Annotated in this window: 23 protein-coding genes; 10 read left to right on the top strand and 13 right to left on the bottom strand. The window is 45.4% G+C overall.

Annotated features, from left to right (window positions below; translation table 11 throughout):
- The first annotated feature begins 26 nt into the window (after window positions 1-26).
- Complete coding sequence (locus AC58UX_RS04080) at window positions 27-785, top strand: YheC/YheD family protein (RefSeq protein ID WP_497249811.1); 759 nt, start codon at window positions 27-29, stop codon at window positions 783-785.
- Between the two features lie 251 nt (window positions 786-1,036).
- On the opposite strand, the gene AC58UX_RS04075 is transcribed toward AC58UX_RS04080, so the two are convergent.
- The 6 genes from AC58UX_RS04075 to AC58UX_RS04050 form a co-directional block, all read right to left on the bottom strand.
- The gene (locus AC58UX_RS04075; RefSeq protein WP_497249810.1) at window positions 1,037-2,080 is read right to left on the bottom strand and encodes a glycoside hydrolase family 88/105 protein; all 1,044 of its coding nucleotides are present in this window, start codon (window positions 2,078-2,080) and stop codon (window positions 1,037-1,039) included.
- A gap of 24 nt (window positions 2,081-2,104) precedes the next feature.
- Window positions 2,105-2,881 (bottom strand): carbohydrate ABC transporter permease, encoded by a 777-nt coding sequence (locus AC58UX_RS04070; RefSeq protein WP_497250056.1) that lies wholly within the window; start codon window positions 2,879-2,881, stop codon window positions 2,105-2,107.
- 76 nt (window positions 2,882-2,957) lie between these two features.
- Window positions 2,958-3,860: a carbohydrate ABC transporter permease gene (locus AC58UX_RS04065; RefSeq protein WP_497249809.1), complete on the bottom strand. Its 903-nt coding sequence runs from the start codon at window positions 3,858-3,860 to the stop codon at window positions 2,958-2,960.
- Window positions 3,861-4,033: 173 nt separating this feature from the next.
- Complete coding sequence (locus tag AC58UX_RS04060; RefSeq protein WP_497249808.1) at window positions 4,034-5,590, bottom strand: response regulator transcription factor; 1,557 nt, start codon at window positions 5,588-5,590, stop codon at window positions 4,034-4,036.
- Between the two features lie 3 nt (window positions 5,591-5,593).
- Window positions 5,594-7,342 carry a sensor histidine kinase gene (locus tag AC58UX_RS04055; RefSeq protein WP_497249807.1) on the bottom strand — a complete coding sequence of 583 codons (1,749 nt, stop codon included), beginning with the start codon at window positions 7,340-7,342 and terminating at the stop codon, window positions 5,594-5,596.
- A gap of 118 nt (window positions 7,343-7,460) precedes the next feature.
- Window positions 7,461-8,597, bottom strand: coding sequence for a glycoside hydrolase family 88 protein (locus tag AC58UX_RS04050; protein ID WP_497249806.1), 1,137 nt, complete (start codon window positions 8,595-8,597; stop codon window positions 7,461-7,463).
- Window positions 8,598-8,772: 175 nt separating this feature from the next.
- Between AC58UX_RS04050 and AC58UX_RS04045 the strand changes: the two genes are divergently transcribed.
- Window positions 8,773-9,609, top strand: coding sequence for a helix-turn-helix domain-containing protein (locus AC58UX_RS04045; RefSeq protein WP_497249805.1), 837 nt, complete (start codon window positions 8,773-8,775; stop codon window positions 9,607-9,609).
- Window positions 9,610-9,617: 8 nt separating this feature from the next.
- Here the strand turns inward: AC58UX_RS04045 and AC58UX_RS04040 are convergent, their stop codons facing one another.
- Entirely contained in the window at window positions 9,618-10,466 is an 849-nt protein-coding gene (locus AC58UX_RS04040) for an AraC family transcriptional regulator (protein ID WP_497249804.1), read from the bottom strand.
- A gap of 153 nt (window positions 10,467-10,619) precedes the next feature.
- On the opposite strand from AC58UX_RS04040, the gene AC58UX_RS04035 reads away from it, so the two are divergent.
- Window positions 10,620-12,131: a sulfatase family protein gene (locus AC58UX_RS04035; protein ID WP_497249803.1), complete on the top strand. Its 1,512-nt coding sequence runs from the start codon at window positions 10,620-10,622 to the stop codon at window positions 12,129-12,131.
- A 324-nt stretch (window positions 12,132-12,455) separates the two neighbouring features.
- Here AC58UX_RS04035 and AC58UX_RS04030 read toward each other — a convergent pair whose 3' ends face one another.
- Window positions 12,456-13,289 (bottom strand): hypothetical protein, encoded by an 834-nt coding sequence (locus AC58UX_RS04030; RefSeq protein WP_497249802.1) that lies wholly within the window; start codon window positions 13,287-13,289, stop codon window positions 12,456-12,458.
- A complete protein-coding gene (locus AC58UX_RS04025; RefSeq protein WP_497249801.1) occupies window positions 13,255-13,983 on the bottom strand; it encodes a hypothetical protein in 729 nt (242 codons plus the stop codon). Before AC58UX_RS04025 ends, AC58UX_RS04030 begins: the two co-directional genes overlap by 35 nt.
- Before the next feature lie 344 nt (window positions 13,984-14,327).
- Between AC58UX_RS04025 and AC58UX_RS04020 the strand changes: the two genes are divergently transcribed.
- Window positions 14,328-14,600: a hypothetical protein gene (locus AC58UX_RS04020; protein ID WP_497249800.1), complete on the top strand. Its 273-nt coding sequence runs from the start codon at window positions 14,328-14,330 to the stop codon at window positions 14,598-14,600.
- Between the two features lie 40 nt (window positions 14,601-14,640).
- On the opposite strand, the gene AC58UX_RS04015 is transcribed toward AC58UX_RS04020, so the two are convergent.
- Window positions 14,641-15,597, bottom strand: coding sequence for a substrate-binding domain-containing protein (locus tag AC58UX_RS04015; RefSeq protein WP_497249799.1), 957 nt, complete (start codon window positions 15,595-15,597; stop codon window positions 14,641-14,643).
- 172 nt (window positions 15,598-15,769) lie between these two features.
- Between AC58UX_RS04015 and modA the strand changes: the two genes are divergently transcribed.
- Both modA and modB read left to right on the top strand, forming a co-directional pair.
- Window positions 15,770-16,573 carry a molybdate ABC transporter substrate-binding protein gene (gene modA, locus AC58UX_RS04010; protein WP_497249798.1) on the top strand — a complete coding sequence of 268 codons (804 nt, stop codon included), beginning with the start codon at window positions 15,770-15,772 and terminating at the stop codon, window positions 16,571-16,573.
- A 2-nt stretch (window positions 16,574-16,575) separates the two neighbouring features.
- A complete protein-coding gene (gene modB / locus AC58UX_RS04005; RefSeq protein WP_497249797.1) occupies window positions 16,576-17,247 on the top strand; it encodes a molybdate ABC transporter permease subunit in 672 nt (223 codons plus the stop codon).
- Window positions 17,248-17,304: 57 nt separating this feature from the next.
- Here modB and AC58UX_RS04000 read toward each other — a convergent pair whose 3' ends face one another.
- Window positions 17,305-18,069, bottom strand: coding sequence for a phytanoyl-CoA dioxygenase family protein (locus AC58UX_RS04000; protein ID WP_497249796.1), 765 nt, complete (start codon window positions 18,067-18,069; stop codon window positions 17,305-17,307).
- Between the two features lie 140 nt (window positions 18,070-18,209).
- Here AC58UX_RS04000 and AC58UX_RS03995 point away from each other — a divergent pair, with 140 nt between their 5' ends.
- Window positions 18,210-19,016: a helix-turn-helix transcriptional regulator gene (locus tag AC58UX_RS03995; protein WP_497249795.1), complete on the top strand. Its 807-nt coding sequence runs from the start codon at window positions 18,210-18,212 to the stop codon at window positions 19,014-19,016.
- A 106-nt stretch (window positions 19,017-19,122) separates the two neighbouring features.
- Here the strand turns inward: AC58UX_RS03995 and AC58UX_RS03990 are convergent, their stop codons facing one another.
- Both AC58UX_RS03990 and AC58UX_RS03985 read right to left on the bottom strand, forming a co-directional pair.
- Window positions 19,123-21,411, bottom strand: coding sequence for a copper amine oxidase (locus AC58UX_RS03990; RefSeq protein ID WP_497249794.1), 2,289 nt, complete (start codon window positions 21,409-21,411; stop codon window positions 19,123-19,125).
- Window positions 21,412-21,565: 154 nt separating this feature from the next.
- Window positions 21,566-22,378, bottom strand: a complete 813-nt coding sequence (locus tag AC58UX_RS03985; RefSeq protein WP_497249793.1) for a helix-turn-helix domain-containing protein — start codon at window positions 22,376-22,378, stop codon at window positions 21,566-21,568.
- Between the two features lie 161 nt (window positions 22,379-22,539).
- On the opposite strand from AC58UX_RS03985, the gene AC58UX_RS03980 reads away from it, so the two are divergent.
- The 3 genes from AC58UX_RS03980 to AC58UX_RS03970 all read left to right on the top strand — a co-directional run bounded on the left by AC58UX_RS03980 (window position 22,540) and on the right by AC58UX_RS03970 (window position 24,954).
- The gene (locus AC58UX_RS03980; RefSeq protein ID WP_497249792.1) at window positions 22,540-22,947 is read left to right on the top strand and encodes a CidA/LrgA family protein; all 408 of its coding nucleotides are present in this window, start codon (window positions 22,540-22,542) and stop codon (window positions 22,945-22,947) included.
- Window positions 22,944-23,636 carry an LrgB family protein gene (locus AC58UX_RS03975; protein ID WP_497249791.1) on the top strand — a complete coding sequence of 231 codons (693 nt, stop codon included), beginning with the start codon at window positions 22,944-22,946 and terminating at the stop codon, window positions 23,634-23,636. Before AC58UX_RS03980 ends, AC58UX_RS03975 begins: the two co-directional genes overlap by 4 nt.
- A gap of 85 nt (window positions 23,637-23,721) precedes the next feature.
- Window positions 23,722-24,954, top strand: a complete 1,233-nt coding sequence (locus AC58UX_RS03970) for a helix-turn-helix domain-containing protein (protein ID WP_497249790.1) — start codon at window positions 23,722-23,724, stop codon at window positions 24,952-24,954.
- Window positions 24,955-25,016 lie beyond the last annotated feature (62 nt).

Here is a 25,016-nt window from a genome sequence, read left to right as displayed (position 1 = left end):
GCTGACTAAAAAGAGGTGTACACCCTATGCCCACATATAAAAGCAAATCAATTAAAAACAAATGGCGTAAAACCAAGTGGCTGCTGCAGCAAGCTGATTTACGCCAGTATGTGCCTCGAACCGTACTTTTTACGAAAAAGAATTTGAATAGCATGCTAGATAATTATAAAACGGTCTTTTTTAAACCTACGGATGGTTCAGGTGGATTCAATATTATTCGGATTAAAAGGAAACCTACAGGCTACCAAACCCAATTGAATCGTAAAAAGGATTTTTGTCCAACAAGGAATAAGCTGCACGCCAAACTGTCCAAACATGCCGGGAAACGTTCCTATTTACTTCAGAAAGGGATACAACTCGCGAAAACGAAAGGAAGACCCTTCGACATTCGCGTCATGGTGCAGAAAACGAATCAAGGTGAATGGATCAGTACGGCACTGTTTACCAAAATTGGGAGACCGGGTAAAGTTGCAACCAACTATAACCAAGGCGGGACGGTTGGATATTTCAAGCCAACCTTGCTCGGTGCTGGCTATTCCAGCTCAACCATTCAGGAAAGAGAAGCAGAATTGAAACGGCTTGGCGTTAGCGTAGGACACAATTTTGATCAGAATGTTAAAGGGTTTCGAGAACTCGGCCTTGACGTTGCCATTGACTCTAAGGGCAGACCGTGGATTCTCGAAGTGAATACGCGACCTCAGTTTTACCCGTTGAAGAATATGTCTAATCGCAAACTTTATCGGCGTATGGTGGACACGGGGCGACAATACGGGCGGACGAAATAGATGGAAAATATCCATCTATTTTCTTTCATTTCCATCATTTATAGGTAATAACAGGAAAAACTCCAGCTATTTTCGAGCATTCACTGCGATTACCGCGAGAATGTGAATATTAGCTGGAGTTTTTCCATTTAAAGCTGATTTTTAACGATTTTACGAGAAATTAACTGTAGAATTTCCATCTAACCATTATCGGGATCCGACTCCGGTCGTTGGGGTTGGGGGTTGAGCAAGGCTAGATTGGGCCGGGCATGTTAGCACCCATTACCAAAGCTATTCTTCTTCGAATTCAGCACCTCGGCTAAGAACGTCAACGTTAACCCTTGTCCCCATCCTTGGATACGTTTGTCAGGAACGCCTTTATAACCGTCGGCGTTTTCCATGACTGCGGTTCCCGCGGAAACACCCGTTACTGTGCCATCCTCAGTTATGCGAGCCAGGATACCGTCGATCGACTTCTGCGTGTATTTATTGTACAGACGTCCCCGCGTTAGCAAAGCTGTAGCGATACCTGCAGATCCGGAAGTCTCCAATGGAGCCGATGGATCATTCAGAATGGTGTGCCACAAACCGGATTCATCCTGCAATCGAACAAGAGCGCTTAGTTGATCGCGCAGCGAACCGTCAATGATCATGAACGAAGGATGCGTGACAGGAACGAGATGAAGTGCACGCGCCATCGTCAGAGATGCCCATGAGTTGCCACGCGCCCAGAAGATGGATGACATGTTCGTCTGAGAAATGTTATCCCAACCATGATAGTACAGATTGGTCTTCGCGTTTTGCAGGACATTTTCATGTCCGTGATACTGCTTCAAGCCAAGCGCAAAGTAGTCATCATTGTTTAGCAATTTCCCAACGCGCAGCAGGTAATAACCTGCCATGAACATCGTATCTACCCAAGCTTGCTCTGGAAAGTTATACGTTTCGGAATTCACCGTGTGCTGAAGAATATCGTCGCCAAAACTCTCTGCTTTGGTTGCTAAGAACTCAGCCATTTCTTTAACGGTGTCTAGATATTTCTCATCCTTCGTTACTTCATACAGAGTGAGAAGTGAATGTCCGATGGACACGGCATTGACCGATAGCTTCGGCAGGCCATCCTCCATATTTTCATCCACCCAAGCCTTCAATCTCGTCAGATACGATTCATTTCCAGTCGCTGCATACGCTTCGCAAACCCCATAAAATGCAACGCCGCCAGGCCAATCCCATGCGAAGTCCATCCGAAACGTGCGGTCAACCACACGGTCGATAGCTGATTTGATTTCATTTTCCTCAAAGACTAACTTTGGCATGTCCATTATGTCCCCTCTCATACTCTATCCTTTCAATCCGCTCGTAGAAATTCCCTCCACGATGTAACGCTGAAAAATAAAGAACACAATGATAATCGGAATGAGTGACAGCGATGCCATTGCGAACATCCCGCCCCAGTTGTTGAGCGAATCGCCATCCAAGAAAAGCTTCAGCGCCAATGACACTGGATACAGCGACGGTTTATTTAAATAAAGGAGCGGATTGATGAAATCCTCCCAGCGCCAATAGAAGGAAAAAATGGTCGCTGTAATAAGGGATGGTACGATCAGCGGTACTAAAATGCGGAAAAAGATACTGTATTTGCTGCAACCATCCATTTTCGCTGCTTCATCCAGCTCGATTGGAATTGTGCGTATAAACTGCATAATTAGAAAGATAAAGAAAGGAATCGCAAAAAATTGCGGCACGATGATCGGCTTAAAGGAAGACAGCCAACCCAGCTTCGAGAACATGACATACTGCGGAATGATCGTGACGTCATGGGGAAGCATCATCGTGATCATCATACAGGTGAACCAGATGTTTTTGCCAGCAAACGGGATGCGTGCGAAAGCATAAGCAACTAAAGCTGAACTCACGACCGCACCAATCGTTGATAATATGACAATGTAAAACGAATTTATATAGAAAGTAGCAAATGTGTTGCCAGCAAAGCCCTTCCAGCCTGTCACATAATTCTCCCAAGAAAATTTACTGGGGATTAAGCTGTAGGTCGTTGTAAATATTTCATCATTCGGTTTCAGTGAGCTCGCAATCAGCCAAAGAATCGGATAAATCATGGCGATCGCTAATAAGCTCACAATCACATGATACGTGTAAGGCTTTAAGGTTTTTCTCACAGTGGCATTGACCATGTTACCGATCTCCCTTCGTTTCGTAATACACCCAGTACTTGGAGGTTTGGAATAGAACTAGCGCAATGAGTCCGATTAACAAAAGCATGACCCAGGCCATAGCAGACGCGTAACCCATTTCGTAAAACTGGAAAGCTCTCCGATACAAGTACAACGAATACAGCAGTGTATTGTCGAGCGGTCCGCCCTCTCCTCGGGAAATAATATACGCAGGTGTAAACGTCATGAATGCGGATATCGTCTGCATGATCAGGTTAAACAAGATGATTGGACTAAGCAGCGGCAGCGTAATATTGAAAAATTGTCTGACCTTGCTGGCACCATCCACACTCGCCGCTTCATAGTAGGAATAAGGGATGTTCTTCAAACCTGCAAGGAAGATCAGCATGGACGATCCAAACTGCCAAACGGACAAGGCAATCAATGTCCATAACGCTGTGGCTGGATTACCAATCCAAGAGATATCGGAATGAATTCCGAAGATCGATAGGAAGGAATTCAGCAACCCTTTGTCCCCGAATAACTGTGTCCACATAATGGAAACGGCCACACTGCCGCCGATCAACGAAGGAAGATAGAAGGATGAACGATACACTCCGATCCCTCGAACAGCTTTATTTAACAGCATGGCAACCGCTAAGGCGAAAATAAGTCTGAACGGTACGCTGGCAAATACATACGTAAAGGTCACACTGAGTGACTTCCAATATTTATCATCTGCCGTAAACATCTTCTCATAATTATCAAATCCAATTACATTCGGCGCTTCAAACAAGTTGTAATCTGTGAAGGAATAATATAGCGACGAAATGATCGGGTACAACGTGAAGATGAGAAAGCCTAATATAAACGGAGAAGCAAAAACATACCCGACTAGATGATCGTTATTCCGCCACTTGTTCATTGTTAACCAGCCCCTATATTGTTGAACTCGGGAATGAGAGGATTACAGCCTCATCTCTTCTCTACTCGTATTATAAAATAAGATACTTCCAACGAAGTAGGCAAAAAACCGTTCATTTTGTTTAATTAGCCGACAAAAAAACTCCACGGATCTATCCGCGGAGTCTATCGATTTTAATTCTCTGTTGATTTCATATATTCCGATGGTGTGGAACCTCGGTATTTTTTGAACACTTGGCTAAAATATTGCGGATTGTCTCCGAAGCCCAGTCGTTCGGCCAGTTCGAAAATTTTGATATCCGCATCTTCGGCGATCATTTCTGTGGCTCTTGTGATTCTCGCTTTCATGACATAGTTGGAAAATTTCTCACCTGTTTCCTTCTTGAACAATTTCCCCAAATAGTCAGCATTCATATACAGCATATCGTGCGCCACCCAATTCAAGCTGAGATCTGAATTCCCAAGCTGCGCGTCAATTACATCAATTACTTTTTGAACAATCGCACTATGTTTCACTTTGTTAAGCCCATAGAATCGCTCCGTCATCGTAATGACGACATTTTCCAAGAAGCACTGGATCGATTGCAGAGTGTTCATTTCCACGATAACTGGGATTTGTGTGAAGTAAGTATTCATTTCTTCCGGCGCACACTGGCGAACAAGCGAAACGAACTGCTGAATAACGTAGGATTTCGTCACATCGATGTCCAGCTGCGCTTCTTTTAATCCACCGATAAAGTCGTTCAAAGCTGCTTCTGCTTCCTCCCGATGACCGGATTTCACTGACATATTCAGTCTTTCTTCATCCCAGCCCAATTCCTTCGGCGCAGCCTCTTGGGAAGAAACGGCCGTGTCTTTTCGGGTAATTAGACTGCCCTCTCCCAAGTAAAAACGGTAATTCAAGAGATGTAGACACTGCTTATACAGCTGTCTTGCCTTCGTAATGTGGCCCGGCTCACTGAGCGCGATCGTTGCGTCCATTTTGTAATACATTTGAAATGTGTCTCGAATATGATAAATCCGCTCATGGAGCAGATCAATATCCACGGATTCTTCCAACAAAATTAAGACATGATTCCCAATCGTCGTACTCAATAGGGGACTATTCAGAATTTCCTGGGCAATATTCTTAATGGCAAACAAATGCTCAAACTCAAAGCCTTCCTCCAACTGGAACAGGAGAAGACGGATTTGATAATCAAAGTCGAGCTTAAATAAGCTGCGAAAATAGTCCCAATCCCAATTACCGTACGTTTTATTCGTAACGAACTCCTTGAGGAACTGCTCCTTCACATGCGGCATCACTTTCTCAAGCTCCGCCTTCATATTCCGAACGAACGACTCCTTACTCGTTTCCTGCTCTAGCTCCGCTACGATCTCCTTCAGCGCTTCGCCGATTTTGCCTTCGTTCGTTGGCTTGAGCAAATAATGCTTCACACCATACTGCATCGCTCTGCTTGCGTAATCAAATTCACCAAAGCCTGATAACAGCACGAATCGGATAAGGGGATAGGCCTCATGCACACGCGCCACCAGCTCTAGTCCATCCATCCCTGGCATTCGAATATCGCTGATGATAATGTCGGGAGCCTGTTTTTGTATACTTTCAAATGCCTCGATTCCGTTACGCGCAGTCCCAATCAGCTCAGTTTGTAAAGATGGCCAATCGACCATGCGAGAAATGCCATCTAGAATAATTCTTTCGTCATCCACTAACAACACCTTGTGCATGCTTTATTCCTCCGTCCCTTTAGGTAAATATAGAATGATGGAAGCCCCGTCTTGCTTAGACTCATCTACCTGAAGTCCATACGCTTCGCCAAAGGCCAGTTTAATGCGATCATCGATATTCAGAAGACCGATGCCCTTACCTTTCGTCGTGACTTCCCCGCTGCGCAATCGTTCAAAGATGCCGCTTGGCATCCCTGGACCCGTATCCTCAACCGCAAGGTAAATTCCCTCTTCGCTGCTCCAGCCACGGATCGAGATTTCACAAGGCTCGATGGTTGACTCCAACGCATAATGAATCGCATTCTCCATCAAAGGCTGGAGCGTCAGCTTAGGAATCGCCCGTTCCATTAATTCTTTAGGCACATCCAGCTTGAATACCAAGCGCTCTTCGAAGCGTATTTTCTGAATCGTCACATAGCTGCGAACGATATCGATTTCCTCACCTAGTGTAATAATCGGTTCTTTCAAATCAACGGAGTGGCGCAGCAAATACGCGAGTGCTTCCACCATCTCGGAAATTTTGGATTGCCGATTCACCTTTGCCATCCAGTTAATGGACTCTAATGTGTTGTACAGAAAATGCGGATTAATCTGCGATTGAAGCGCTTTAAATTCCGTTTCTTTTATCAATAGTCGATTGGCATAATTCTCTTGAATGAGCGTATTGATCCGTTCGATCATGAATCGGAAGCTTCGCTGCAAGAGCCCAATTTCATTCATGGCCACTTGGCCGCCTGGCGGAAATAAATTGGCTTCTTCGAAATTCCCTTTCTCTGCCAGCTTCATCCGCACCATCAACTCGTCAATCGGGCGGGTTAAGCCGTAGGAGAAACGGATGCCTAACAGAATAACGACCACGAAGATAGCAATAAAGACGAAAACGACCATTTCCTTAATGACAACAATGCGATCGAAGATTTGATTAAACGGCGTAATATTCAAATAGGTCCAGCCTGTGTTCAACGATTGAATCTGCGCAATAAAATATCTTTCATCGTCAATATTTTGAATTTCATATCCTTTGGCAGCTTTCATCGGCTTCGCAATGCGACTTGAATCGATGGAGGGCTCACTCGGGTATATCACATGTCCATCGGAGACAATTATCACATCGCCCTCTTCTGGAGCGATATCGCGAACAAGCTTTTCAATATTTATCCGAATCACTAGTGTCCCTAAATAGTCCAAATCAAAATTCGTTTTGTGAAAGGAGCGAATTTCCCGCGTCGCGACGAGCGCCGAATCACTGCTGTCCGGATAAAGCCAACGGTTTTCCCCGTCCCCTTCAGCCGCGACACTCAAGATATGATCTTTTCTGGCTGTGTCCATTCTCAGAATGTTACCGCCTTCATGTTCGTTCCCTTTGGCATCCATGATTTGAATGGAATACACATAAGGTTCCTCACCTGAGTAGCTGATCAAGCGATCAATCAAGTAATGACTTATGATCAAGCGGTCATAATCCGACGGATTTTTTTTGAGTAACGTCAACCACTCCTGAACCTGCTCTTCGGACAATATCCGATAAGAAAGCTGCTGGAGTCGCTTGAGCTCCGTTTCAATCGCCGTGGACGATAAATTAAGTACGCGTGAGGATTTCTCATAAATTTGCCCATCATAGATCGAGAACACGTATTGTTGGATCATAATCGTGAATGTCAACGAAACCGCGATGATCATCGTTATCAATATCGACAACTTATTTTTGATCTTCATATGCCGATAAGCGTCTATGATGGAACGTATACTCATGGTTGGCTGACTCCCTGCATCGTTTTTTAATCGATTATGGCATTCAGAAGGACAATGGTCAACGGTCAAAAGAAAATCCCACAAGGGTTATCTACCCTGTGGGAGTCGCAATTTACACTTATAGTAATTGTTTTAACTTCGCAATCGCCTCGACGAAATAGTAGTCGCCGTAGATTAAAGCACCATTTTCAACAGCGGTACGTGGATTGTTCATAGGATGAAATGCCGCAGTCGCATTCGTCAAAATGCATTCATCCGATCCGTCCCAGATGGCGCATTTTTCATCCAACGCTTTAAGTATACTAAGCGCTGATTGGAGATACAGCTCCTTCTCCCCATCCGGCACAGCTTTGGCGATTTCAATTAAGCCGCAAGCGGTAATGGCTCCTGCCGAGCTATCCAGCAATGGGGATTCTGCCGGCTGTCTGTAATCGCACAATGGCACATAGCCTGACAGCGGCAAGCACGATAACACATAATGGGCGATCCGTTTGGCGGCATGCAGATACTCCATTTTGCCCGTCCACGTATAAGTTTGAGCGAAGCCATAAATGGCCCAGCCCTGCCCTCGCGACCAAGAGGAGCCGCTTGCATATCCCTGACCTCCGGGGATGTCTACAACTTCACCTGTCTCCGGATTGAACGTCACAATATGATTCACAGAGCCATCTTCGCGAATGAAATCCTTTAGCGATTTATTGGCATGCTGGATGCCGATATGCTTGAAGCGGTCATCCGCGCTTTGTTCACTCGCCCAGAAAAGCAACGGGATATTCATCATGCAATCGATAATGGCCACGCCTTCTGTGCCTCTGCCATTCCAAGCGCGGATAAAGCCACCCGCATAATTATACCTCGCAGACAATACATTCGCTGCCAGCATAGCTCTTTGTCTCGCTCCTGAATCTCCAGTAAGCTCATGATTCAATACCGAGGTTAACAACCACATGAAGCCAACATCGTGATGTAATTCATCATACCCGTGAAGGACTTCATCTAATTTTTTCTCGATACTTTGCGCATAAACCTTGTAGGTTTCGTTGCTCTTATCTTCTTTATATAGCTGCCACAGAATGCCGGCCCAGAACGAATTGGTCCACCACGAAAGCGAATCATGCCAATCATCATAGACGCCATTGTGGGTTGTGTGCGGAAAGCCATCTTGAATGCGTGAAGAGGTTTTGGCAATCTTTTCCCCAATTCGATCCCATGTTCCCAAAATAAACGCTTTATTCTCCTGTAAAATCGTTTTCATATCAGACCCCTCCAGTAGTTTATCAGGCTATTTCACGGCTCAACAACCTAAGTATATCGAGACTCCATAGCCGTAACCTATAGTAGACCTTGGCTGAAACATTGCATAACTTGCTATTTCATCTTGATTTTTATGATATAGTAGAGTGATCAAATTCTAATCAAAGAGGGACGCTATGAACCAGCAGCTTGTATCCATTTACCTCAATAACGGCGCTTTCAGCTATCTGCATTCTTTTACAGAGAGTCCGCATGATGAACAGCATAGCTCGTATACATTGGATTGCCATGAAATCTATTATTTGATCTCCGGCAATGTCAATTATCAAGTCGAGGATCAAACCTATTCATTAAGTCCTGGCGATTTATTGATCATTAACAACAAGGAAATGCATCGGCCCTATTTCACGTCAGACTCCAGCTACGAGCGTATTCTCATTTTTTTTACGCCTGAATTTTGTCAACACTATCACCATGAGAACTATCCGATTTTGCAATATTTTGAACGCAAAAAGCCCGGAAGCTTCAACCGCATCCCAAGCAAGCTGGTCGAGCAACTAGGCGTTTATTTCACAGATATCGAAGAACATCATCACAGTAACCAACCAGCCAAAAAAGTGCTAATTGAGTTGACGTTTATCCGGCTGCTTATTCATCTCAACGATATTATTGCCACACATCTCCATACCCACCAGCTGGAAGGCGAGTATAATGCAAAGATCGAGCAAATTGTCACCTATATCCATAACAACTTGTATCGTGAGCTGACATTACAACATATTGAGGATACGTTCTACATCAATCGGTATTACTTTTCTCATCTTTTTAAAAAAGTTACTGGCTACAGCTTCAAGCAATATATTATTCAAAAAAGGATCGCGAAAGCCATCGAGCTGCTTAAGCTGTCCGTCCCCCCAACCGAGGTGTGTAAAATGACGGGATTTGAGGATTACTCTAACTTTTATAAAGCATTTAAACGGATTACCGGCGTTTCACCTGCGAGCTATTCATAGTTTCCTTTTTAACCTCGATAGGCTCTGGGGGACATGCCCATGTAGGAGGTAAATGCGCGCGTGAATGCGTAAAGCTCAGAGTAACCTAAGGAACAGGCAATTTCCGTGACGGATAAAGACGTGGTTTTGAGCAGTTCCGCCCCTTTCTCTAAGCGCTTGCCAGCTAAGTACCGTTGCGGTGAAACGCCGTAGGATTTTAGAAATGCCGTATATAAATGGGATCTATGATAGCCAAAATGGTGCGCTGCATCCTCCACGCGAATATGCTCAGTATAGTGGAGATCAAAGAAATCCTTTACCTGAACGAGCCAATCTTGTTTCTCCTTCGCTTTGGCGGACGATCGGTTCGCTTGCAGGTTCATTTTATAAAAAAGATCACTCAATGACCGTTGTTCGAGAAACATATTTTTCTTCGCTCCCGACATGATGCCAATCACGCTTCGCAGTGCTTCTCCAACTTCGTTACTCACGATGTGATGTAGCCAGTACTTCGTTGGCGTAAGACCAAACTCCGCCGTTAATAGCGGCAGTTGGTTCCCTTCCATTGCAAGCCAGATCATTTTCAATGGCGGCATGCCCTCTTCTGTTTGCATCGTTTCATACACATAAGGACGTCCGGGAAATAAACAAAATAAATCTCCCTCGCTTAATTCGACGGTATGTTCTAGTGTAGTCACTCTCACCTTGCCCTGTATCACCCAATGAAAGCTCGTCTGCTCAATCACTTTTGGACCAATATGATATGTTCGCTTCGCAATGTTCTGCCCTCCTCGGACAATCCAACACCCGCTCGCGGTTTGAAAAAGGGAAGGGATTGCAAACCAGACATTTGCAAATTCCATTTCATATTCCTGCATTTCATGCCCTCCTCTTCGCCTATTCTATTATCTTAAGAATAAAAGAAAGCCAACATAATGACAACTTCTAACATTCTATCATTTTGTTATTTGTCTCGTATTTTTATACTAATCCTAGTAGGTATAAAGGCAAGAGAAAGGCGGAACTGAGCAATGAAGAAACCGAATATTCTTCTCATCACAAGTGATCAACAGCATTGGAACACGATTGGTGCATTCAATCCCGAATTATCCACGCCTAATTTGGATCGGCTTGTTCAGGAAGGCACGACATTTACACGAGCGTATTGCCCCAATCCGACTTGTACTCCGACTAGGGCTTCCATAATTACAGGGCAATATCCGAGTCAACATGGCGCATGGACGCTCGGTACGAAGCTGTTGGAAGATCGCCATACCGTTGGCGAGGATTTTCAAAAAGCCAACTATCGCACAGCGTTGATTGGTAAAGCCCATTTTCAACCGCTCAAAGGGACGGAGGAATACCCCTCGCTTGAAGCTTATCCACTTCTGCAAGATCTGGATTACTGGAAAACATTTGACCAACCCTTCTATGGCTTTGATCATGTTGAATTAGCTCGCAACCATACGAACGAAGCGCATGTGGGACAACATTATGCACTATGGATGGAAGAGAAAGGGCTCACGAATTGGCGCGATTATTTCTTGGCTCCGACCGGAACGATGGACCCTAAACAGCTTCACCATTGGGCGATTCCTGAAGAGTTCCACTATAATACCTGGATCGCAGAGAGAACCAATGCGCTTCTGGAGCAGTACCAGCAGTCGGAGGAAAGCTTCTTCTTGTGGTCGAGCTTTTTCGATCCGCATCCGGATTATTTAGTCCCGTCCCCTTGGGATAAGATGTATGATCCAGAGAAGTTAACCATCCCAACCGTCACGCCTGGCGAGCACGAGAAGAATCCCCCACACTTTGGCTTGACGCAGGAAGAGAATCCTGATTTCTCTTATTTGCGCGAGAGCGGCTATGGCATTCACGGGTATCACTCCCACTCCCGTCTGCCGGAAAGTGAGCGCAAACAACTCGTAGCAACCTATTACGGCATGATCAGCTGTATGGACGCACACATTGGACGTATCTTGGATCGGCTTGAGGCGCTAGGACTTGCGGAGAATACGATTGTGGTGTTCACGACAGATCACGGCCATTTCTTCGGGCAGCATGGTCTTCAACATAAAGGCGGCTTCCTATATGAAGATTTAATTAAGCTTCCTTTTATCGTTCGATACCCAAGTCAAGTTCCTGCAGGCAAAACGTCCAATGCGATTCAGTCACTCGTTGATCTCGCGCCTACTTTCCTCTCCATGGCGGGTCTGCCAATCCCTAGCTTCATGACGGGCATCGACCAGAGCAGCGTATGGACGGGTCGTGAGGAACGCTTACGCGAGCACGCCATTTGTGAGTTCCGTCACGAGAAAACGACCATCCATCAAAAGACATATGTGGACGATCGCTATAAGCTAACCGTCTACTATAATCAAACGTATGGCGAGCTCTTTGATCTTCAGGAAGATCCCGGTGAGATTCGAAATCTGTGGGATGATGCGGATTTTAAAGACTTGAAAGCCAAGCTGCTGCTGTCCTATATTTGGGCGGAGCTTGGGAAGGAACCGTTAGCGATGCCACGGATATGGCACGCTTAGGCATTGGGAGTGGACTTCCTCCAGGCTGTAAACTTCAACTAGATGTCCCTCCATCTAATGAGAAATGCAAAAAGGCAACTTTTCTCTAGCAAATACTCGATTTCAACTGAAATTGATGCAAAAAGGCATCTATTTCTAAAGTTTTCAGCTCGTTATAGACTTTTCGCCCCCGAAAGGATGCCTTTTTGCATTTATTAAACCCGATGAAGAGATTTTAACTGAAAAGGATGCTCTTTTGCATTTTTGCTAGCTGTGAACCGCACAAAGTTTTCCCCCGATAAAACAAGCTCCCCGCGATCGAATCGCGAGGAGCTTCTCTTTTTTTTACAAGACCGTTTGAAAACCTGTCTTATCTGCATGTTTATATTTTACACCTGAACCGCGCGTCGATATGACCATCATATCTCGCCAAATCAGCAGATCGGTCACCTCGGCTTGTGCATTCAGCGCATGCAGGATGATGTTGCCTCTGATCTCGATCAGTTTATACAGCCCCGTATTCGCGCACACATAAACCTCTCCGCGATGAGCAACCAACCGGGTTAAAAACATCCCCTCAAACCGGTGCTGGTGAAAGCCGCCTCTTTTATTGCCTACAACCAAGCCTCCGCACTCCGTCGTCCCGACTAGCATCGTTTTGAATACCGCTAAGCTTGTCACAGCTTGTGATAGCGGCATACTGCACCAGTCCCCTGTAAATAAATCGTAAAAAGCAACGCCATCCTCATAACCTAGAAAAATAAAATGAGGCGTAACCAGCAAATCATAGGTTTTCTTTCCTCGATAGGCCAGCGGCAGCCATTCCGCTTCATGCCCGCAGAGCAAGCCATTCTCCGTCAAAACAAAGCGATCGCCCCAACTTAGCGCGCGGTAGCAAGGATCTGTGATGCTCGTTTGCTGCCACACCTCATCTTCTAAGTGATACAGCCCGTGGCTTGTGGAAGCGAATAATTGGGCTTCTACCCAATCTAATCGAAACACATGAACATATGCAGGCAGTCCCTGTGATGCGCTTTCCCAAGATCGCAAAGGCGAGAACTGAACAACGCCATGCCCTTCAGTCCCCGCATATAATACGCCATCAGGAGAAGCCGTTAACGTTGTAAACCGTAGTGACAGCAAATCATTGGTGGATGACCATGTCGAATTTATTTCCATGAAGCCCCTCCTCTCTGCAGCAAGTACATGTGCGACTTTCCAAATACAAATCCTTCACAAGTCTAAGATAATCAAGCGACTGTTCCATCGCATATTTTGTAATCTCGATGTGATGCCGTTTACCGCTCATCAGATTAATGACTTGCAGCTGCACAGGTATCCCTCCGAAAGCTTTGTTGCAAAAAACAACCGACATATGTGTAAACAGAGCAAGCGATGCCGCACTGTCTTCCATGACAAATTTATGGATCACCACGGATTGCTGTGAGGATTCCATCGCTTGAACGATCATCGATAATCCCATATCAAGCTCTTCAATCCACACATCCATGCTTTCAAATAATAGAAGCGGCCATTCGATCCGACTCTTGTGCGTCAGAATGTGATACAACTGATCGATGACACTTTGCTTAACCTCGCTATAAAACGTACCCGTTCCAAACTTCTGAACTTTATTGGTCCACTTTTTTTCGAATTCATCCTTCAAAACACGATGCGTCCGCGCAGCTACCGGCAATGTGTACCATGCGTCGATGGCATGGTAGGCCGCGAATTGGGTAAGCTGCTGCCAAGTCAGATCCTCAGAAATCGTCCCTTGATCTTCATGCGTGAGGGCATGCAGCCAGCGCTCTAATTGATAATCGGCAATGACCTGCAGCGTCCCGACGCCAATTCCGTTCTCACTATGATTCATCTTGACTAGCCCCCTCATGATGCCGTTCACACTTGTATTATCATTGATAATCATTTTCATTTAGTCTCACTACAACGAATGATAATGTTTCTCACTGGTAATGTCAAGATGAACAAACACTTTTAGGAGTCTTTTGACAATATGTCAGAAAACGACACCGCCTTTCGAGCGACATCGCATATTAAATACGTTAATCTATGAAAATAACTTCTATCGAAGTATTTCAAAGATGAGCGACCGCGTTTTAATGGTAGTTTTTATCGCCAATTATCAAGACGTTTTCTGGAACCGAAAACGTATACTTTTTAATGTGGTGAAAAATGATTCATAGGAGGCGTACTAGCATGCAAAACTTACAAATCTGTGGATTGGGTTTTATCGTACTATGTATCATGTACTATCTCGTCATCGATGTGTTCGAGAAGAGTAAACGCCTCAGACAATCAGTTTCCATCCCGCAAGAACCCATTGTTGAAACGGTATCTGTCGCTATCAATAGGATCGCCTCTCCTATTCAGGAAGGTACAGGTGTGTATCCCATGTATATCGACTGCAGTCGCAGTGAACAATTTATCCCGCCACAGTCGAATAACGCCTTAACCCCTGCTGCTATATAAAAAAATGGAGATGCCTACGATTTGTAGGCATCTCCATTTTTTACGTCTCGTATATCACGCGCCCTGTCAGTGATAAGTCATACCCCTGAATAGGACGCAATTCCTTCTGAAAAGCTTCCGATTGCAAAATCCGCTTGACCCGTTCAATCCAAGCCAGGTTTTCTGGCTTTTTAAGCATCACAAGATCGTAACGCTCTTGAATGAGCGGGATGAAATCAACGCCGCCGACCATGGATGCTGCTTTTTCGATGCCTACTCCAAAATCCGCTTCGCCTATGGCAACCTTCCCCGCAACGCCCATGTGATTCGATTCTTCCTGCTCATAACCCTGCAGCAATTGAGGCGCAATGCCGTGAAGACGCAGCTGCTCATCTAGCAGTACACGTGCGCCTGAACCTTTCTCACGATTCACCATGCGAAGATCCGTCCGATTAAGATCAGCCCAACCGTAGAGCTGCTTCGGGTTGCCTTGCTGAACATACAGCCCAGCCGAGCGGGACACCAGATTCACTACTACGTAGGAAGAACCGATTAGCAATCTCCGGATATACGGCAAATTATACTCACCCGAATCACCATCCAGCAGATGCGTACTCACAATATCAGATTCGCCCTTGTACATGGAAATCAGACTATCCAGACTTCCGACATAGGCGCGGAGCGGTCTGAGAGGTGCAATCTGTTTTTCGATATGTTTAGCTAAAATGTCCAAGCTCACATCTTGTCCCGTTATGACAAGCGACTGTTTGGACTGTCCAGCACCAGCATATACAGATTGCTGTGCATAAGGCTCAGATATTTCCTGTTGAACGACAGGAGCTTTTCCACCTTTTGCCCGCATTTTATAGGCTTCAAGATCCGATGCATCTACACGCATTTGCTTACCGACACGATAAGCGGCTAGATCACCTTTTTTGATCAGATCATAAACGGTTAATTTGGAGATTTTCAAAAGTTTAGATATTTCTTCCGTTGTATAGGAAACGTCAGCTGTCATAGGAACCTCCATTAGGTATCTTTCGAAACCATTCTTCCCTATCATAAGCCGATACAAGGTGTATTTCAATCCTGATCTAGACGATTTCATTATGCTTATATATAATCAAATATAATTAGATATAACTATTTATATCCAAATAGATAGAAATGCGATTATCGGAGGGGAATTTATGTTACAGGTAAAAAAGTTTAGTGCTGTTTTGTCTGGTTTCGCACTAGCAACGATGCTAATCACAGGATGCTCAAGCGAGAAGGCACAACCAGCTGGAAGCGCGTCTCCGACGCAATTAACGATTTCTGCCGCAGCCAGTTTAACCGATGCTTTGAAAGAAATTCAAACCAACTACGAATCCAAAAACAAACAAATTAAACTTAACTTTAACTTTGGCGCATCAGGAGCTTTGCAGCAGCAAATCGAACAGGGTGCTCCAGCGGACTTATTTTTCTCAGCAGCCACTAAAAATATGAAAACCCTGGTCGACAAGCAATTGATCGATACAACACAGCAAAAAACCTTGCTTATCAATGAATTAGTAGCTGTCGTACCGGCAGATGGCAAAGTCGCTGTAACGAAAGCTGAAGATCTAGCCAGTGACAGCATTAAACACTTAGCTCTCGGGGAACCTGCAACCGTTCCAGCGGGCAGCTACGCCAAAGAAGCGTTAACGAATGTGAAGCTTTGGGACTCCCTTCAAGCGAAAATCGTGCAAGGCAAAGATGTGCGCCAAGTACTTACTTACGTAGAGTCCGGGAATGCTGAAGCTGGCTTCGTGTACAAAACGGACGCACTCACATCCAAGAGTGTCAAAGTCGCTTTCAGCGTCGACCCTAAAACTTACACACCGATCGAATACCCTGCAGGTATTGTAAAAGCAACCAAACATAGCAAAGAAACGAATGACTTTTACACCTACCTGCAAAGTAAAGAAGCACAAAATGTATTCGTTAAATTCGGTTTCTCGATTCCTAAATAAGTATGACACAGATCAACTGGACTGAATTCCTACACCCTATCCTCCTATCGCTAAAGGTTGCTATTGTATCCAGTGTGTTTGTTCTCATCTTCGGCGGCTTAGCAGCTTGGACTATGGCCCGCCGGAGCTTCCACGGAAAGATACTCGTTGAGACGACATTCCTCTTACCCTTGGTGCTGCCTCCAACCGTGGTCGGCTTTATCCTCCTCATCCTTCTGGGCAAAAGGAGTTGGATCGGGCACCTGATGGACTATCTGTTCCATCAATCGATTATTTTCACGTGGGGAGCCGCTGTAATCGCTTCGATTGTGGTCGCTTTCCCCCTCGTGTACCAAACGATGAAAACCGGCTTTGCCATGGTTAGCAAAGACCTAGAGGATGCTGCACGATCGATCGGAGCCAGCGAGTGGCAGGTGCTCTGGCATATCTCCTTGCCTTTGGCATGGCGCTCTATCCTGGCGGCCTATATTTTAGGTTTCGCCAGAGGTCTGGGCGAGTTCGGCGCGACGCTTATGATTGCGGGCAACATTCCGCATAAAACCCAGACCTTGCCTACTGCGATTTATATCGCAGTCGAGTCCGGTAATCAAACGCTGGCCTGGTATTGGGCTGCAGCCATTATTTTAATCTCGTTCGGATTATTGTTTATCGCAAATCATAGAACGAAGAACTGAAAAAATCCGCAGCATGCACAAGAGCTAACCCTCCTGTCCAAGCTGCGGATTTTTCAATTAGTAGAGTGGATATTTCACGCGCAAATCTTCACGAAACAAAACGGTGGAATCGTTGCGTATATAATGACAGACGTACGAGCGGCGCCAGCGGTCTTTACTGCGATTTTTGTAGGAAGAATGAATAAGCAGCTCGTGGAAAAATAAAATATCTCCTTTTTCCATAACAACCGGAATCTCATTTTTGAGATCTACGCCTTCGGTTTCATCTGTCCAGCTTTCATGTTCCTCGAGATTTTTAACTTTCCCATGCGGCAGCAACCCCAACTTATGTGTCCCTGGAATGACCCACAAACAGCCATTTTCTTCATCGACGAGTTCCTCCAAGGCGATCCACGCCGCAATCATGGACTTCGGATCATCCTTGATGTAGTAATAATCCTGATGCGGTGCTTGGCCAGGCGAGCCCGGCTCCTTGTAAAAGTACATGCTTTGCACACAGAATGCTTCATCGCCCATCATTTGAGCAAGCGCCCCCCTGACAACCGGCAGCTTCATTAACTGCTGCGAAAAGCCATCATGCTTATGCGGATTAAAGAGCCTTACCGAGAAACGATCCTTATCCGTGACAGGCTGACCGCCTTTTGTCGGGCGCGCCCAATCCGGCACTTCCTCCGCAGATCGGATGCCATGAATATGTCCATTAAAGGCATCAACGAGATCAGCACTGCATCCCTTTTTAAATAAATAATAACCATGCTCATGAAAAAAAGCTAACTCTTCCGCCCCTAGCGGCGTTAAACGATCCTTGATTTGATTGTCCATACCCTAAATTCTCCTTTCAAAATACAAGCTTGAACGATATACTTAGCATACAGACTGAGGCCTCTTTCGAACATGGCTGTTACCGACAACAATATATCTGTAATTGATATTTACTTAAATGATAGCGAGAGGAGCTTCCCATGGCGGAATCATTGTCCTTGCCTCTTTCTCTTTCCTCGATACGATCAGCCGTTGGAGGAACCGTCCTTTACCCGCCTGGCAGTCGTTTCGGGCCGCGTATCCAACCTGATCTCCAACTCGTCTTGTTGCACACCGGCGGGATGACAGTTCTCGTCGATGACATCCCCTTCCATATTCAACCTGGACAGGTCATCCTCCTGAAGCCTGGACACCTCGAGCATTTTACCTTTGCTAAAGAGCAAGAAACCTGGCACCGCTGGATAGCTGTCCATGTTGACGGACTTTCGGACGATCAGCTTGATCTATTGGAGCAGTTGCCGCCAATCCAAGCCATTTCAGAAGAGATGAATCGGATCACGGACATGCTGATGTCCTTACGGACACGCTATGAAGCCAACTCAGCACCGCTTTGTTCACTCGGCATGGCCGCCCTGCAGCTATTCATTGCGGAATCTGCGCTGAATCCTTCTCAGCCCATGCATCCTTCCATAGGGCAAGCGAAGAAATGGATTGAGCGTCAATACCAAGAGCACCTTTCGCTCGAAATTATCGCAGATGAAGTTGGACTTTCGCCCGAGCATCTGGTTCGTTTATTCCGCAAGCATGAGGGTGTGACACCTATCAAATTCGTTTGGAATTACCGCATTCTAAAGGCCAGTGAATACCTCGCGCACACAGGCTTAGCCATCGGGGAAATTGCCTTGCTCTGCGGCTTTAAAAATTCGTTTCATTTTGCCCGCATGTTCAAAAAATCAACAGGGACAACGCCGTCTGAATATCGGAATGGCAATTGGCAGGGAAACTGAAACATTATATATAGAGAGAGCATTCCGATGGTTGGCATTTAGAGCGTACGCACAGTCCAAACCTCAAGAGGCCTTGCTTGCCGCAAGGCCCCTTCATTTTAACCCCTTATGGTAAATTCATTGTCGGTGTTTGATCGAAGAAGTTCCACGGCTTCAACATCGCGTGAACCCACTCCGTTGGCATGATCGGCCATTCCTCCGCCCTCGCGACATGCGTCGCCCCCGTCGTAATCCATACAACGTCATCTGTATTTTCGATGGAAGCATTATCCGATGTAAATTGACCTAAACCCGTATCATTTGCCGTCCGATTTGGATATTTACCTTCAGGATACCTTTCTTCCGGGTTATAAGCTGTCACCCAAATTTGTTTATCCATAAAGCTTGCACGTTTAAACAACCAATCATCTTCACTAAAGAGTGCGCCTTTGGCAATGGGATGTGTACCGCCAGCGAATGGAATAATTTGATAAGAGACCGGATTTCCCACCTTATTCTCTTTGTTCGGATTGCTAAGAATGCGAATAGTGGATGGATCAAATTTTTGAGCAGCCTCTTGCTCGGATTTCACGGTATTGTGCTCTGTGATCATTACGCTTTTGCGCGGTCCACCATCCGTGTTTTCTGCGACTTTGGGATCAATCTCCGTCAAGGAGTTCTGTTCGCCATCCACGTCCATATCTAGTCTGAAATTATAAATGTGTTGATGTGTTGTGCCGACAATATTGTGATCTAGCAATGTGCCATAGCGAGTATCCTTAGCAGCAGTTGCATCATGCATATTGGTCGTAAGGACGCCTTTTACCGCCTCGATCCCAGAAGCCCCAACATCAATCTTAATCGTACCATTCGGTTGCAGCACCCAGTCGAAAAGATAATCATAATTCCCTACGGTAGAAATCCAGCGAACGACCAACTCACGGCGCTCCTTGCTATCCGTGCCTTGTGCAGACATCGTATCATGACGGTACTCGGGACCTGCGTATTGTTCAAAAATGGCCATCGCATTCGGAATCGTACGCGGGTTACCTTGGGTATCTGCAATTACTGCATCTAGCAGCATCGCATTATCAGGTACATCTTTCCCTGCTACCAAGGAAGACGTCAATGTGCCCATCCCATATTCCCCGGAATCGAAATACGTTTTGAAATACCAGCCAATATCCGGATCTCCATACGGAGCGACCATCCCGCCAAGGGAGCCTTCGTACATCACTTTACGTTTTACACCTTGATCGTTATACGTCATCGTCGATAGAATCGGACCTACCCGGCTATCCAAACGCAAATGAAAGTCCCAATTCCCCCAAGAGATCATGTTCCCAGTCATCTCAACACTTTTCCCAGCAGGCTCTAGGGTCTCAAGCGGCTTCTGCGCTAATTTATCGGCAAAATTACGCCCATCATATGGATTAGCTTGCATTGGCACTGGAATAACGCCGCTATCCTCCAGCTTAATAATTTGCTTCTTCTCCAAATCGACAACAGCAACAAGATCTTCAATCGGATGCGCCCAGAAGTTGCCATCTCCCGTATCCAAATAGGACACAACCTTTAAGAGACGCGCATCTTCCACCAAATCATCTTCCCCACCAAAATAACCTACCGTTAAAGGCGTTGTTACAACCTTCTTAATATCAGAAATGCCCCGCTTCGCAATGGCCTTGGCATAAGTTGCGTCGGCTTCGATGACACTCTGAACGGTGATCATATCGTCCAAGGTGACCATCCCCTGCGCGCCTTCTTTGCGCTCCCACTTGGAAAGCTTCCGTTCAGCGAGATTGACCTCGCCCTCAATCACGTGTTTGCCATCTAACGCAACGAATTGAGCAACTCGAGGTATATGCTTGCTTTTATCTGAACCAAGTACATAGTTCCACACGTCAGCCTTAGACGGCGGCTTCAATGCTATTTCGGTGAATAGCAAGCTATCTTTATACTGTTCTGATCCTTTCATAATGCTGACCGCACTTTCAATTTCCTTGGCCGTCAGTGGATTCAAGGGGTTCGTTTCTTTTGAAATTTGCACTGTTGAAATAACGTCAGATTGGAAAATCGCATTAATGAAATCGTGATACACATACGTAATCCCATCCTTCATCACAACAGGCCCAGCTAGCGTGACTAGCTGCCCGTTTACTTTCACTTCCTTACTATTCATTTGGAGCTGAGCCACTTTTCCAGCCTTTACAACTTGAATTGTTTTCGACGTTTCATCCCAATACACAGCAGCACCGAAATCCTCCAGCGATTGTCGCAATTGGATGTACTCATCTTCAAAGCTGCCGCCATGTGCATAAGCCTGATGCGAGCCAAATGGGAGAAATGACGTGTAGGCCATAGTCAGCATCGTTCCGACGATCAAGCTCTTTTTAAAAGAAAATGCCATTTTCATACGTGTAGTCCCCTTCTGGTGTGGAGTGGTATTCATCTCGATGTGGTAAGTATACTAGAAGGGTTTTCGAAATTATTGGAAAAATCGGTTCTTATGTTAGGAATTATGACACCAAATAGAAAAAGGACCACTCGATGTGGCCCCATTACTTTCTTTATCGAACCTTATAGGCTCGTTTCACCCAAGCTTGGGGCGTCTCTTGCGTAAACTTTTTAAATTCATTGATAAAATGAGGCTGATCATAATAGTACTCATTCATTGAAATACTTTCCCATAGTGATGAGGGATCTGAGAACTTAAGCAACCCCTGCAGCGCATGCTGGAACCGCGTAATCTGACTAAACACCTTGGGGGATAAGCCAACGAAGTGCTCAAATTGCTTACGGAGATAGCGTTCCGAATAGGCGGTTTGCGTGGCCAAATCCTTTATGCTGAGGTTTCCTTTCGCCATTATCATCTGTTGTAAAGCATAGCGAACTAAGCGTGATTCCGGCTGTATCGCCAGCAGATCACCGAGAACGCTATTGAATAACTGTATTCGTTCAAATAGCTTAGCCGCCGTAAAGATAGACTCTACTTCTTTCTCGTTGATGGCGATAAAGTCAGCTAGGGCGCACGATTGACTGATCAAATCTTTCATATCAATCTTGGATTTACCCGACAAATGAAGAGATAGAAAGCGGACTCCGAAGTACACTGTATTCTTTTTCAAAGTGATGTTAAACTTGGATAAAACGGACCCATACACCTGAATGTCAGGTTGTGCATCGTCGCAGCAAAACAGGATGTCCACATGACCATCAGGTATGGCGATAAAATCTGGTGAATCCAAGCCCTTGGACTTGAATTGATAATATAACGCAGGAATGCTGTGAGCATTGCCATAAGCCATATGCTCCTGATAATCGGCTGTGTGCCACGCCATTTCAGGCTGCAAAGGGATATATTTGTTCGCTCGATCCGTCATGTGATCCATCATCGATTGCATCCCCTCCAGGTGATCGATTGGTTATAAGTCATAATAGTAATGAGCACTTCGTTAAATGTCAATATATATGACATAACTAGATATATTAAGTGACGCAATAAAATATTTAGGGCCTTTTGTGCCTCTATGAAGGAGACAACATGTTAGGACTTGCGATTTTGCTAGCTTTTAATGGCCTCGGCATCTGGCTCCAAACCAGTTTTCACATCCCGCTCCCCGGTAATGTGATTGGACTCATTCTTTTTACTATTGCATTGTTTACGAAGCTGATTAAGCTGGAATGGGTGGAAACGACGGCCAATTGGTTTACAGGGCATATGATGTTGTTTTTCCTGCCTTTTGTCGTGGGGACGATGGCGTTCTTCCCTCTGATCGGAGGAAATTGGCTTTCCATTGGGGTTGGCGTTATGGGAAGTTCGGTGGCCGTTCTGATTGTCACTGGATTTATCACTTCCAAATTGCAGCGGCGTGAGGATAAAGGACATCGGATTCATACTAATATTACTGCTGCAAATGGGCAAAAGACAGCTGGAGGTGAAATGAAATGAGCACTTCGGCTTGGCTAATGAACCCGCTGTTCGGCATCGCGCTCAGCGTTGTGGCTTACACGGCTGCTCAACTAATTCATCAGCGGTGGCGTTGGTTGCATCCGCTTTTTGTCTGTTCAGGCTTCATCATCTGCATCCTGCTCAGCTTTCACATCCCTTACGCCGCCTACAAGGTCGGCGCTGACATGATTACCGTGCTGCTGGGGCCAGCAACCGTGGCTCTCGGCGTGCCGCTGTACAAGAACGCGGCGTTGATCAAAAAGCATATAACCGGCATCCTGATCGCCGTTACGTTGGGATCGCTGACCGGCATTGTCAGCGCCGCTGCCTTGGTTGGCCTCCTCGGCGGGAGCCGCGAGATTCTGCTCAGCATGCTGCCGAAATCGGTCAGCTCGCCGATCGCTTTAGAAATCTCGCGCCATCTCGGCGGCTTGCCGGAACTGACAGCCGTCCTAACGGTGCTGACTGGCTTGTTCGGCAGCATGGTCGGCAGGAAGCTGCTGACGTCGCTCGGATTCAGGGATGCCTTGTCCATCGGCATTGCAGTTGGGACCGCAGCGCACGGGATAGGCACGGCACGCCTCATCAAGGACTCGGAGGAAGAAGGCAGTATGAGCGGCTTTGCCATGGGAGCTGCCGGAATTATTACGTCGATTTTGTTTATTCCGGTGTATTGGTGGTTTATGTAGAGGGATGGGCAGAAAGTGCGACTACACATGTTTTGTTGTACAATGAGAGCGTCATCACTTTCTACGAATTTGGGAGGAATTTAGTATGTATGAAGGCAAAATTATTAAATTCTATCGAGAAAAATCCCAATTAACCCAAGAACAGCTCGGGAGAGGTATTTGCTCTGATACACATATTAGCAAAATAGAACGAGGATCCACGGAGTATTCTCCTGAAATTATTACGTTTCTATCCCAACGACTTCAAATCGATATTTCAAAAGAGGCCATTCGCCTTGAAAATATACGAACACGACTCCATCATTGGCATGATGTGATTATTGAACAGTTATTCGAGGAAATGGATGCGCTGAATGAAGAACTTCAGAAGGAGCCCCTTCTACAGATCTCAGATTACCAACCGCTTTACAATTTGTTAAAGGCTCGATATTATCTGATGCACAACCAAGTTGACAACGCTTATAAAATTATCAAGCATTTTCAAAAGGAGCTTCACGAACTCGCTCCTTATGAAAACAATTTATTCAAGCATGTGCTGGGAATGTATTATTTGGCTAAACAGGAATACTTGAAAGCCATTGATACGTTGACTGCCATTGTACATGAAGATTACAATAATCCAGAATGTTACTATCACTTGGCTTCAGCCTACCACGCCATTCAGTCGCCCGTTATGGCTTACTTTTACGCTGAGAAATCGCTCGTTTTTTTCAAAGGTATCAATAGCTTCTTGAGAATCATCGACGCCGAAATGCTAATGCTGGTTCAAGTCAAAGATGATAAAAACCGCGACTTTAAAGAAACGATTCGACGGTTTGAGAAACTATTGCTAAGCTGTGATATCTGCCATGCACCGATTCGTAAAGCAAGAGTTCTACATAATTTGGCTTATGAGTATATGCGTAGAGAAAACTACGAGTTAGCGAGTAAGTACTATCAGCAATCTATGCACTTAAAAGAAAAGAAAACAGGCGCATACCTGCTTTCTTTGGAGGGATATATTCGAAGTTGTTTATATGGAGATCTACTACCCAATCATGAGTTACTAAAAATCACGCAAGATGGACTAGCCCTAGCCAAAAAGTTAAAGGAAACCTTCTACCTACTCCTTCTTCATCTCCATACCCTTTCCATTCAGAAAAAGCAAATTGAGTATTATCACTATTTAAGCGAGATCGCATTACCTAAGTTTCGGGAGTCAGGCAATACCTATCTCATCCAGAGTTCGGAGAAAGAATTGTTTACCTATTACACGCAAACGAATCAACTAGATAAAGCCTTGGAGATTGCCAACGGCATGATTACAAGGGATTATTAGTTTGAAAAAAGACACCCCTACGGGTGTCTTTTTATTTTGTCATCTGCGGCGCATTTGGCATC

It is taken from the genome of Paenibacillus sp. J22P90 (assembly GCF_059692195.1).
Note: the sequence above shows the minus strand (reverse complement) of the source record. Positions and strands in the feature narration are given on the sequence as shown.

Excerpts from the sequence above, each read along its gene's own strand:
- AC58UX_RS04080 (WP_497249811.1), top strand. The coding sequence starts at position 27 with ATGCCCACATATAAAAGCAAATCAATTAAAAACAAATGGCGTAAAACC.
- AC58UX_RS04075 (WP_497249810.1), bottom strand. The coding sequence starts at position 2,080 with ATGCCAAAGTTAGTCTTTGAGGAAAATGAAATCAAATCAGCTATCGAC.
- AC58UX_RS04070 (WP_497250056.1), bottom strand. The coding sequence starts at position 2,881 with ATGATTTATCCGATTCTTTGGCTGATTGCGAGCTCACTGAAACCGAAT.
- AC58UX_RS04065 (WP_497249809.1), bottom strand. The coding sequence starts at position 3,860 with ATGAACAAGTGGCGGAATAACGATCATCTAGTCGGGTATGTTTTTGCT.
- AC58UX_RS04060 (WP_497249808.1), bottom strand. The coding sequence starts at position 5,590 with ATGCACAAGGTGTTGTTAGTGGATGACGAAAGAATTATTCTAGATGGC.
- AC58UX_RS04055 (WP_497249807.1), bottom strand. The coding sequence starts at position 7,342 with ATGAGTATACGTTCCATCATAGACGCTTATCGGCATATGAAGATCAAA.
- AC58UX_RS04050 (WP_497249806.1), bottom strand. The coding sequence starts at position 8,597 with ATGAAAACGATTTTACAGGAGAATAAAGCGTTTATTTTGGGAACATGG.
- AC58UX_RS04045 (WP_497249805.1), top strand. The coding sequence starts at position 8,773 with ATGAACCAGCAGCTTGTATCCATTTACCTCAATAACGGCGCTTTCAGC.
- AC58UX_RS04040 (WP_497249804.1), bottom strand. The coding sequence starts at position 10,466 with ATGCAGGAATATGAAATGGAATTTGCAAATGTCTGGTTTGCAATCCCT.
- AC58UX_RS04035 (WP_497249803.1), top strand. The coding sequence starts at position 10,620 with ATGAAGAAACCGAATATTCTTCTCATCACAAGTGATCAACAGCATTGG.
- AC58UX_RS04030 (WP_497249802.1), bottom strand. The coding sequence starts at position 13,289 with ATGGAAATAAATTCGACATGGTCATCCACCAATGATTTGCTGTCACTA.
- AC58UX_RS04025 (WP_497249801.1), bottom strand. The coding sequence starts at position 13,983 with ATGAATCATAGTGAGAACGGAATTGGCGTCGGGACGCTGCAGGTCATT.
- AC58UX_RS04020 (WP_497249800.1), top strand. The coding sequence starts at position 14,328 with ATGCAAAACTTACAAATCTGTGGATTGGGTTTTATCGTACTATGTATC.
- AC58UX_RS04015 (WP_497249799.1), bottom strand. The coding sequence starts at position 15,597 with ATGACAGCTGACGTTTCCTATACAACGGAAGAAATATCTAAACTTTTG.
- modA (WP_497249798.1), top strand. The coding sequence starts at position 15,770 with ATGTTACAGGTAAAAAAGTTTAGTGCTGTTTTGTCTGGTTTCGCACTA.
- modB (WP_497249797.1), top strand. The coding sequence starts at position 16,576 with ATGACACAGATCAACTGGACTGAATTCCTACACCCTATCCTCCTATCG.
- AC58UX_RS04000 (WP_497249796.1), bottom strand. The coding sequence starts at position 18,069 with ATGGACAATCAAATCAAGGATCGTTTAACGCCGCTAGGGGCGGAAGAG.
- AC58UX_RS03995 (WP_497249795.1), top strand. The coding sequence starts at position 18,210 with ATGGCGGAATCATTGTCCTTGCCTCTTTCTCTTTCCTCGATACGATCA.
- AC58UX_RS03990 (WP_497249794.1), bottom strand. The coding sequence starts at position 21,411 with ATGAAAATGGCATTTTCTTTTAAAAAGAGCTTGATCGTCGGAACGATG.
- AC58UX_RS03985 (WP_497249793.1), bottom strand. The coding sequence starts at position 22,378 with ATGACGGATCGAGCGAACAAATATATCCCTTTGCAGCCTGAAATGGCG.
- AC58UX_RS03980 (WP_497249792.1), top strand. The coding sequence starts at position 22,540 with ATGTTAGGACTTGCGATTTTGCTAGCTTTTAATGGCCTCGGCATCTGG.
- AC58UX_RS03975 (WP_497249791.1), top strand. The coding sequence starts at position 22,944 with ATGAGCACTTCGGCTTGGCTAATGAACCCGCTGTTCGGCATCGCGCTC.
- AC58UX_RS03970 (WP_497249790.1), top strand. The coding sequence starts at position 23,722 with ATGTATGAAGGCAAAATTATTAAATTCTATCGAGAAAAATCCCAATTA.